The sequence below is a fragment of the Nioella nitratireducens genome (assembly GCF_001879715.1).
In the GTDB taxonomy this organism is placed as follows: Bacteria; Pseudomonadota; Alphaproteobacteria; order Rhodobacterales; family Rhodobacteraceae; genus Nioella; species Nioella nitratireducens.
Window position 1 is genome coordinate 1 of record NZ_MNBW01000052.1, and the last position, 3599, is coordinate 3599.

General features: G+C 54.3%; 2 protein-coding genes. Both read left to right on the top strand.

Annotation, left to right across the window (positions count from 1 at the left end):
* Positions 1-124 precede the first annotated feature (124 nt).
* Positions 125-346 (top strand): hypothetical protein, encoded by a 222-nt coding sequence (locus BKY27_RS19400; RefSeq protein WP_199559139.1) that lies wholly within the window; start codon positions 125-127, stop codon positions 344-346.
* A gap of 57 nt (positions 347-403) precedes the next feature.
* Positions 404-3385 (top strand): TrlF family AAA-like ATPase, encoded by a 2982-nt coding sequence (locus tag BKY27_RS19405; protein ID WP_407668432.1) that lies wholly within the window; start codon positions 404-406, stop codon positions 3383-3385.
* Positions 3386-3599: the final 214 nt, after the last annotated feature.

Sequence of the window (3599 nt, forward strand, 5' to 3'; positions counted from 1 at the left end):
AAACCCAAACCGGTCAGCAGGTGCAACGAGTAGCTTGATTTACGCCAGATCCTGTCCAACCGATGGGGAGTAGCTCAATGACCTGATCGAGATCGCAACTCTTACCCGACGCGAAGTCGAACACATGGTCGTTGCCTACAACTTCGATCTGCGTACCAACGAACTAAACACTGAACTTGTGCCGAACCCCAATGCGGGAAGAGAGCACGTCTTCAAAGCGTATCGCCTTGACGGCGACCCGTTAACGCCCGTCACTTTGGTCGAGCGTTCACGAGAGAAGGCCGAAGCCGCATATCAAGATTTGTTTTCTGATGCTGATGATGAAGGTGACGATTTAGAATCATGAATGGGATTGGTAGGCCGTGATCGTTCTTCGAAATAGTTTGAACTGGGAGTGCGGCAGTTGACCAATCCCGCACGCAATACACGAGGTTCTTTGTGGAGGCGATGGGATCTTCATTTGCACGCGCCTGGCACGAAGTTGTCCAACGGATTCGGCGACCCTGATGAAGACACACTGAAATTGTATGTCGAGGCGTTAGAGGCGTCAGAGGTTCAGGTCTTCGGTATCACCGACTACTTCTCGTTTGACAGCTATTTTTCCGTTAAGAAGGCATATCAAGAGGCGTATCCTGAAGGTGAAAAGCTCTTCATCCCGAATATCGAATTTCGCCTGACAGAAACAATCAGCAAGGACGCACGGCACGTTCATACTCACGTGCTCATCGATCCAAAAGCCGCGACGGAAGCAAAACTCACAACACTGCTGAGCGACCTGCTGACGCATATCACGCGAGGCGGGGGGCGGGTGCGGTGCGGTGAGCTGTCGTCAAAGGGCGAATACGAGCAAGCCACGGTTAGCATTACCGAGCTGCGAAAGGCGCTTGAAGCGGTCTTTCCCGACCGCACCGCCTACATGATCGTGACTGCCGCGAACAATGACGGCCTCAAAGGTGTGGATACGAAATCTCCGAGAAGCATCTCGATATCGGACGAGCTGGACAAGGCGAGCGATGCCTTCTTCGGGTCATCGAAGAACACGGTATATTTCCTGAAGGCGGATCGCTACGAGGACGCAGCGCCTTCTGAGCCGAAACCAGTCTTTTCTGGGTCAGACGCCCACTCCTTCGACGATCTTGTCAGACTGTCGGGGGACGAGGCGGGCTACGAGGCGACATGGATCAAGGCCGACCTTACATTTCGTGGGCTAAGGCAGACGCTCTTCGAACCGAAGGGGCGCGTTCATATCGGCGAGCAGCCGACCGTTCTGCAACGGCAGGATCAGGACGCGACACGGTTCATTTCCGAGCTGCGGATCGATCATGTTGCGGGATACTCTGGAGGCAACGGGTCTTGGTTCAAGGATGTCGTCATACCCTTCAATCCTGAATTGACAGCGATTATCGGCAACAAGGGCAGCGGCAAGAGCGCCGTCGCCGATATAGTCGGTTTACTCGGGGAGTCGCGTCAGTCCGAGCATTTTTCATTTCTTACCGACAAAAGCCAAAACCGAAAATTCCGCCAAAAAGGTTACGCTGAGAACTTTGTCGGAACGCTGACCTGGGCCAGTGGTGTAAAGCCCGAGAAGCGGCTGGATCAGGACGTTGATCTGCAAAAGCCCGAGGTCGTGAAGTACCTTCCCCAGAACTACTTCGAGAGCCTGACGAACGAGATAGAGGTCAAGGCGTTCAGGGAAGAAATCGAAGAAGTAGTATTCTCGCACGTCGAAGAATCCGACCGCATGGGAAAATCGACCTTCTCGGACCTTGAAGAGCTGAAAACTGCCCAGAGCAAGAGCGATATCAGTGCGCTAAAAGTGCGGCTACGAGAGCTGAACATCGAAATCGTCGAGCTTGAGGAACAGGCGAACCCTGCGACGAAAGCCGCGCTCACCGAACAGCTCAAACAAAAGCAGGAAGAATACCGCGTTCTCGAAGCCTCCAAACCCCCCGAGGTTGTGAAGCCCGAGGGTGAAACCGAAGAGCAGAAAGCGATTGCCGACCAGATCGGGAAAGTCAGGCAGGATCAGTCCGATCTTGAGGGTCGCGGAAAGGAGGCTGTTGAGAAGCTGTCTTCACTCAAGAGCGATCTAGTCGGCCTGAGCGGCATCAAGGAATCGGCTACGGCGCTAGACTCACAAATGAAGAGCGCCAAAGAGGAACTGCGGACGGAATGCGCGCGCTTCGGTCTGGATATCAATGCGATCATCACCCATCGCATCGATACGACGACGATAGACGCCAAGATTGCAGAAGTTTCGGCGACGATCAACTCCCTCGAAGCCGATAGCAAGGTTGCTATCACAGACGCTACCAAGCTCTCGACCCTCGTCAGCGTTCCCGATCTACGTCGGGCGCACGTATTCCTCACTGAGAAGCTGAAGGCGTTGCAGGAAACGCTCTCAGCGCCACAGCGCCGCTATCAGCGCTATGTACAGGCGATGTCTGATTTGGCGGGGAAGATGACGGCTGTAATGGGTGAGGATGAGAACCCCAAACCTGGAACGATAAAGGATATCGAGAAGCGCATCGGCTACATCGAGAACGATCTGACCGCGAAACTGGATGGCAAGTACGCCGACCGCGATCAGATTGCCCGTTCGATCTTCGACGCCAAAAAGAAGGTACGCGCGTTCTATGAGGTGCTGAAATCGAGCGTTGAAGAGCGACTGGCGACAGTGCGGTCAGACGAGTTCGAGGTGGCGATTGATGCTTCGTTCGTGCCTTTGCACGAGTTCCATGAACGGTTCTTTGATCTTGTGAACCAGGCTTCGAGCGGCCCATTTCGCGGAACTGTTCAAGGCGGTGCAGAGCTTGAATCGCGTATAGCCGAAACAGACTGGAATGATGTCGAAAGCGTCCTGACATTCGCCAACGGTATCCTCGACGCCATTCGCACTGAGGACGTGAGCAAGCAGGTTAAGGATGTTAAGCGCCTCTACGATCTCCTGTTTTCTTTCGAGTATTTTGACGCGCGTTACGAGTTGCGCCTAGGTGGTAAGAACCTGAACCAACTTTCACCAGGCGAGAAAGGTCTGCTCCTTCTTGTCTTCTATCTCCATCTGGACAAGGAGAAGACGCCGCTCATCATCGACCAACCCGAGGACAACCTCGACAACGACAGTATTTTCAGCGTTCTGGCAACATGTATCAGGCAGGCCAAGAAGAGCCGTCAGGTCATCCTCGTAACCCACAACCCGAACCTTGCCGTTGGAGCGGACGCGGAGCAAATCCTCTACGTGTCATTGGACAAGGCGGCGGACTATAAGTTCTCGTATGAGGCAGGCTCTATCGAAAACCCGAGAATCAATGATGTGATCGTCAAGATTCTCGAAGGCTCGAAACCTGCGTTTGTACAGCGGCGCTTGAAGTATCAGATCAAGTAGGCAGGCGCACCCTTTAGGGCGGGCTGTCGTGAACCGAGCCCGCCATAGGCGGTCTCGGCCATGCGGCTTCCATCCCTTGCGCATCATCGGCCAGCCCTGAAGGGCTGACGTTCTTTTTCCTGTTTGGGGCCTGCGGCGTAACCGCTCCATTGGCAGCGCCTGCCTGAGGCTGGGGCGATGATCTAAGAGACGTCGCTAATGACGTCTCTTATGC

What these genes read in the sequence shown, in the direction of transcription:
- BKY27_RS19400 (WP_199559139.1), top strand. Translation starts at nt 125, where the DNA reads ATGGTCGTTGCCTACAACTTCGATCTGCGTACCAACGAACTAAACACT.